5 protein-coding genes are annotated in these 6,482 nt (G+C 58.5%); 1 reads left to right on the top strand and 4 read right to left on the bottom strand.

Going from position 1 to position 6,482, the window contains the following annotated elements:
• Positions 1-74 precede the first annotated feature (74 nt).
• From ACESMW_RS18055 to ACESMW_RS18040, 4 genes are all read right to left on the bottom strand, one after another.
• Entirely contained in the window at positions 75-704 is a 630-nt protein-coding gene (locus tag ACESMW_RS18055) for an SPOR domain-containing protein (RefSeq protein ID WP_372988367.1), read from the bottom strand.
• Positions 705-713: 9 nt separating this feature from the next.
• On the bottom strand, positions 714-2,399 hold the full coding sequence (argS, locus tag ACESMW_RS18050) for an arginine--tRNA ligase (protein ID WP_372988366.1): 1,686 nt from the start codon (positions 2,397-2,399) through the stop codon (positions 714-716).
• A 135-nt stretch (positions 2,400-2,534) separates the two neighbouring features.
• Complete coding sequence (locus ACESMW_RS18045) at positions 2,535-3,377, bottom strand: hypothetical protein (protein WP_372988365.1); 843 nt, start codon at positions 3,375-3,377, stop codon at positions 2,535-2,537.
• 190 nt (positions 3,378-3,567) lie between these two features.
• Complete coding sequence (locus ACESMW_RS18040) at positions 3,568-5,748, bottom strand: primosomal protein N' (protein ID WP_372988364.1); 2,181 nt, start codon at positions 5,746-5,748, stop codon at positions 3,568-3,570.
• Between the two features lie 246 nt (positions 5,749-5,994).
• Here ACESMW_RS18040 and rpmE point away from each other — a divergent pair, with 246 nt between their 5' ends.
• Positions 5,995-6,216: a 50S ribosomal protein L31 gene (gene rpmE, locus ACESMW_RS18035; protein ID WP_372988363.1), complete on the top strand. Its 222-nt coding sequence runs from the start codon at positions 5,995-5,997 to the stop codon at positions 6,214-6,216.
• Positions 6,217-6,482 lie beyond the last annotated feature (266 nt).

Genomic DNA, 6,482 nt, shown 5'->3' with positions numbered 1-6,482 from the left:
GGAGCGTACAGGGACGTATTCACAGCGTGTTTCGGAATCACATCCCCGAAAGGTGCTTCCACCAACAGAAGAGGTCAGCCCTCTTTGGGAATCTTCCGAATCAAAGGCTGGATGTTCAGTGAAACCAGCTTATCGATGGCCGAGTTCATCTGGCTGCGGGAGGTGAACGGTCCGACATTTACCCGGTACCAGATCGAACCATTGTCCAGGTCAATGCGCTGGACGCTGGCACGTAATCCCAGGAAGGCAATCTGGGCCCGTTGGCGTTCGGCGTCTTCACGGCTGCGGAAGGAGCCGGACTGTACCAGGTAATCAAAGTTCTGTTTGGTCGGGGAGGGGTTGTACTCTTCCACCTTGGGGGGAACCACCTCGGATTCCGGCAGCATTTCGTAGAAACGGAAATTCTGCTTCTTTTCTTCCTGGGTGGCGGTTTTCGGTGCCTTCTGTACCGGTTTTTGCTCCTGTACCGGTGCCTTGGTTTGCTGGCTGGTGGTCGGCAGGGAGTTGAGGTACACAATAAACCCGATAAAGCCGCCCACCGCCGCCAGGGACAGGATCCACTTCAGCGACAGGCTGCCGTGCTGGCGGTGTACCGGTGCAGCAGGCCGGGCACGCTGTTTCGAGCGTGCAGGCCTGGCAGGCGCCTTCTTTGGCGTGGCGGAAGACCGGCTGGGCCGGTCTTTGCGGGCGTAGTCTCGGGCCATTGGGTTGTCTTACATCACTTCCGGTGCGCTGACGCCCAGCAGGTCCAGGCCGTTTTCGAGTACCTGGCGAACGGCGAGGTACAGGCTCAGGCGTGCATCCCGCAGGGCGGTATCTTCAATCAATACCTTGTGCGCGTTGTAATAGGTGTGGAACTGCCCGGCCAGCTCGCGCAGGTAGTGTGCCACGTGGTGCGGCTCGCGCTGGGCGGCGGCGTTGGCGACTAGTTCCGGGTATTTCGCCAGCTGGTTGGCCAGGTCCTTTTCCTCGTCCAGGGTCAGAATGGACAGGTCGCCCACGCATTCGTGGCGGTCGCGGTTAACGCCTTCGTCCGCGAGTTTGCGCAGTACGCTGCAAATCCGGGCATGGGCATACTGGATGTAGTAGACCGGGTTTTCATTGGTCTGGGAGCGGGCCAGGTCGATATCGAAGGTCAACTGGGAGTCTACCCGACGCGCTGCCAGGAAGAACCGGGTGGCATCCCGGCCCACTTCGTCGATCAGGTCGCGCACAGTGACGTAGCTGCCGGCGCGCTTGGAAATCTTCACTTCCTGGCCGGAGCGGGTCACCATGACCATCTGGTGCAGGACGTAATCTGGCCATCCCTGGGGAATGCCGGCCTTGAGTGCCTGGAGGCCGGCCCTGACCCGGGTGACGGTGGAGTGGTGGTCTGCGCCCTGTTCGTTGATCACGGTGGTGAAACCCCGCTGCCATTTATCGAGATGGTAGGCCACATCCGGCAAAAAGTAGGTGTAGCCGCCATCCTTCTTGCGCATCACCCGGTCCTTGTCATCCCCGAACTCGGTGGTGCGCAGCCACATGGCGCCGTCCTGCTCATAGGTATAGCCGTTCTCATGGAGGCGCTTGACGGTGGCTTCGACCTTGCCTTCCTCGTACAGGGAGGATTCCAGGAAATAGACGTCAAAGTGCACGCCGAAGGCCTTCAGATCCAGATCCTGCTCGCGGCGCAAATAGGCCACCGCAAACTCGCGAATGGCATCCAGGTCTTCCGGGTCGCCCTTGCCGGTCACTTCCCGGTCGTCGGCCGTCACGGTTTCACCGGCCAGGTAGGACTTCGCCACATCAATAATGTAGTCGCCGCGGTAACCGTCAGCCGGCCAGTTGTCATCGTCAGGTGTCAGGCCCTTGGCACGGGACTGGACAGAAAGCGCCAGGTTGTTTATCTGGGCGCCGGCATCGTTGTAGTAGAACTCGCGGGTAACATTGTAGCCATTCGCTTCCAGCAGCCGGCACAGGCTGTCACCAATCGCTGCACCACGGCCATGCCCAACGTGCAGGGGACCAGTGGGGTTGGCGGAGACGAACTCCACCTGCACCTTCTCGCCTTTTCCGCTGTCGTTGCGGCCAAACCGATCCGCCTCATTCAGGACGGTTTCCACGATTTCGAAGGCGCTGGCCGTGCTCATGAAAAAGTTGATGAAGCCGGGCCCGGCAATCTCTACCTTGGCCACCGCCTTGCTCTCCGGCAAGCGGTCCACCAGAGCTTCCGCCAGTTGGCGTGGCGGGCAGCCTGCTGCCTTGGAAGCAACCAGGGCAATGTTGCAGGCGTAATCGCCGTGGGCCTTGTCCTTGGTGTTGCCTACTTGCGGGGTAAAGGTCTGGTCCGCGGGCAGGGTGCCTTCAGATTGCAGCGCCGCCAGCGCAGACTGGAGCAGCTCGGAAACGGTCTCTTTCATGCTGTCAGATGACTCGGTTTACTGGAGAATGGGTGTCAGGGCAGGGAGCCCGATGGAAACAGAAGGCGGGTATTATCGCGGAAAGTTGGCTTGCAAGCAAAACGCCCGGCAATTGCCGGGCGCCTTAGTTGTTTTCTATTTGAGTCCGCGGAAGTAAGCGACTACCTTGCTGTTGGTGCCGATCACGAGAATCTGGTCACCTCCAAAGATCCCAAGGGCCCGATATTCTCCATTGATCTGTTCGGCGCTTGACCCTCCCGAGCTGCCGCAGTTCTCTGCGGTGAATATTGTCCGGAATACATTTACGGACCCATCAGGAATGATCACTGAGCCGTTGAAGGTGCACCCGCGTTGGTCACTTCCTGTCAGGGAACCATCGGAGTCGATGGTGACCTGGGTGGTAACAACGTCGGGTTCTTGCATCAGATATGTGCCGGAGATGTCCGTAAGGGAAATGGGCGTATTGCTAATGGAATTGTTTCGGGAGAGCTCAACTACGGACTGATAGCCGGTTTCTGGAGCCTCGACATTCAACGTAGCGGATTCCGAGTCTGCTGCCTGGCCGCTGACGGAGCCATCAACCTGGCTCCATGTGTCTGAATAAAAAATATTGGTACCGGCTCCAATAATCTGATTTTCCCCAGTGCCTGCCAATACGCCGAATGTGGCGTCTGTCTGTGAGATAAAAGTGACGAAACTGCCGTCTGGGTCAATGATTGTCGCAACACCCGCAAATGTGTCGCCACCTTCAACAGTCACAGTCGTCTCGTAAAAGCCGGGGCTAATCGGCAGTGAAACTACTGGTTCAGAATTGCCTGTTTCTGTCTGGGTGTTGGTTGGTGGAGTCCAGGGTTCAAATAGTGGTGAGGGTGGGTTGCCCTGCGGAGCCAGAGGTTGCGAATACTCCTCGCCGCCACAGGCGGATAACAAGAAAGTCGTAGATAATGTTAAACCCAGTAGGGGAAGTCTCCTTGGCATGCCGATCTCCCTGAATTTTATGTCGCTTTTTATAATGCTTGATTTGAGGTCCTTCAAAGGGCCTTTATGTGATTAATGCAAATAAAGCAATGTTAATATTCGTTCCTGATATTAGCACCGAGCCTGACGATTTCCATTCTCGCCACAAAAAAATCCAAGGATCCCCGGCATAAGTTGGTATGTGAACTCATTAACCAATCTCCATCGGATCCACATCCACCATCCATTTCACCTTCGGTGGCAGCTTCTGCTGGTCCAGGTGCTGGCAGATGCCGGCAAGAACCGCGTTAAGCCGGCCTCTTTGGCTGCTGAGCAATACCAGTTGGGCGCGGTGGCGGTCGGCGCGGCGGGCGATAAGAGCGGGGAGGGGGCCCCAGATTTCGATGCCGGGGCCTGATGCTGAGGGTTTGATGGCATCCAGCAGTTCCAAGCTGTTCTGCATGGTGTCGGATTCGGCACGGAATATGGCCATGTGCCGGAAGGGCGGGAACTGGCCCTGCTCCCGTTCTGCCATCAGTTGGTCGGCAATGCTCAGGTAGTTTTCCGTGCACAGTGATTTGAGTAGCGGATGGTCGCTGTGGCAGGTCTGGATCAGTACCTTGCCGACCTTGTTGCCGCGGCCGGCCCGGCCGCTGACCTGGAGCAGGGTCTGGATCAGCTGCTCGGGCGCGCGGAAATCCACGCTGAACAGTCCGCCGTCGGCATTCACGACCACCACGAGAGTCACATTCGGAAAGTCGTGGCCCTTGGCGAGCATCTGGGTTCCCACCAGCACGCACGGAGCGCCGCTGTTCACCTTCTCCAGGATGGCCTGGATGCTGCCTTTTCTCTGGGTGCTGTCCCGGTCTACCCGAACCACCGGAACCGATGGGAACGCTTCGGCCAGCGTGTCCTCGGTCCGCTCGGTGCCCTGTCCAACCGGCTTGAATGCCTCGCTCTGGCACTTCGGGCAATGACTGGTGGCGGCCGCCTGGTAGTCGCAATGGTGGCAGCGCATGGCGCGGTCCCGGCGATGGTAGGTCAGCCGGGTGTCGCACCGGGGGCATTCGACCATGTGGCCGCAGTCAAAGCACATCATGACCGGGGCATAGCCCCTACGGTTTACGAACACCAGAGCCTGCTCGCCCCTATCGAGGGTATCCCGGATGGCGTTCAGGGCGGGGCGGGAAAGGCCTCCTTCCAGCGGACGGCTGCGGATATCGAGCAGGCTGAGAGTGGGCGGGACCGCCTTCTTCGCCCGTTCTTCGAGTCTCACCAACCGGTACTTGCCCTGGCGGGCATTGTGATAAGACTCCAGGGATGGGGTTGCGGAGCCCATTATGATCGGGCACTTGTTCAGGTGGGCCCGGTAAACTGCCAGGTCTCTTCCCGAATAGCGGAAGCCCTCGCCCTGCTTGTAGGAGCTGTCGTGCTCTTCGTCAACGATGATGGTTTCAAGGCCGGTGAAGGGCAGCAGCACGGCGGAGCGGGTACCGATCAGGATGACCGGTTGGCCGCGGCGGACCTTGAGCCAGGTATTCAATCGTTCGCCGTCATTCAGCGCCGAGTGCCACACCACGATGCGGTCTCCGAAGTAATGCCGGAAACGGGCAACAGTCTGCGGGGTCAGGTTGATCTCGGGCACCAGCACTAACGCCTGGCCCGTATCGGTCAGGTGTTCCTTGAGGTAATGAAGGTAGATTTCGGTTTTACCGCTGCCGGTGATTCCGTACAGCAGAGTGGCGTCAAAGCCTTCCCGGCCTGCGGGAAGCTGGCTTGCCGCGTGCTGCTGGGCTGGTGTCAGGGTCGGTCGAAGGTCCGGGGATAAAGGTGCAGCTGCCGGGTTACTGTCTTGCTTTGCTCTCTCAATCAGCCCCTTTCCGGTCAGGCCGTTAACCTGGGCACTGGTAAATCCGGCCTTGATAATGGCACCGGTACTGGCGGGAGCCGGTTGTTGGCTCAGCCATTGCAACAGGGCTTTCTGACGGTAGGCATTGGCCGGCAACTCGCTGCCCGAACTTTGTGCAACCCAGCTCTCTTCCTCTTTTTCCCGGGCCGGTCGGCCCCGGCGGAGGGCGGGCGGTAGCGCGGTGAAAAGGCATTCACCGAGCGGATGCTGATAATATGTGCTGGCCCAGCTCAGCAATTCAAAAGTTTCCGGTGGCAGCGCCTGCCAGTCCTCAAGAGCATGGTTGATGGTTTTAAGGGTGATGCCCTCGGGAGGTTCCACGTCCGTTTCTACCACCAGGCCGGTCAGCTGTTGCCGCCCGAATGGAATCTGTACCCTTTGCCCCCGGGTAACCTGCATGCCTTCCGGGATGAGGTAATCAAACAGTCTCCGTAATGGCCGGTTGAGGGCGATTCGTGCGGTTCGGGGCACTCGGGACTCCATTTTTGGTGATGTCGTGGTTTTCACTTAGGGGTCGGGCCCGGCAGCCTGGTGGTATCGTGGCTGCGAAGCAGGGAATGAGGCGCCCGTAAGGCTTGCCTGTCACAGGGATTGCAAGTATGATTCGCGGTCTGTTTTCGGCAGGGCATGATTGTGCCTCGCCTTTCACTTTGATTCAAACATGCGGTGCCAGGCGCCAGGGATTGATTCCCCGTGACCGGGTAGCGGCATGACCGAAAGAGGTTCGCCATGAAAGAAGGTATTCATCCGAAGTACGAAGAGATTACCGCCACCTGTTCCTGCGGTAATGTCATCAAGACCCGTTCTACCGTTGGCCACGATCTGCAGCTGGACGTTTGTTCCCAGTGCCACCCGTTCTATACCGGCAAGCAGAAGGTTATGGACACCGGCGGTCGTATCGAGCGTTTCAACAAGCGTTTTGGCGGTCGTATCGGTGGCAACAAGGCCTGATATCGGCTGTTGCACGAAAAGCGCCTCCGGGCGCTTTTTTTATGGCCGTTTGTAGGTATGTAGCCTTCGGAGATGTACGCAATTAGCCCTATTGACTGATCACAAATTGCGCTGTTGCCACTTGTCGTTTCGGGACGGGCGGGCCATAATGGCGCGCTCCGCTGGGCAAGCTCCGGCGGTTCATTACCTTTAAACGTGACAAACGGAACAGTGGCAATGTCTCAAGATCTGAAAGAAGCAGCCCTTGAATATCACGCCAAGCCGCG

Origin of the sequence: Marinobacter sp., from assembly GCF_041690455.1 — a bacterium.
Classification (GTDB): Bacteria; Pseudomonadota; Gammaproteobacteria; order Pseudomonadales; family Oleiphilaceae; genus Marinobacter.
This window is presented reverse-complemented; position numbering and strand designations above follow the sequence as displayed.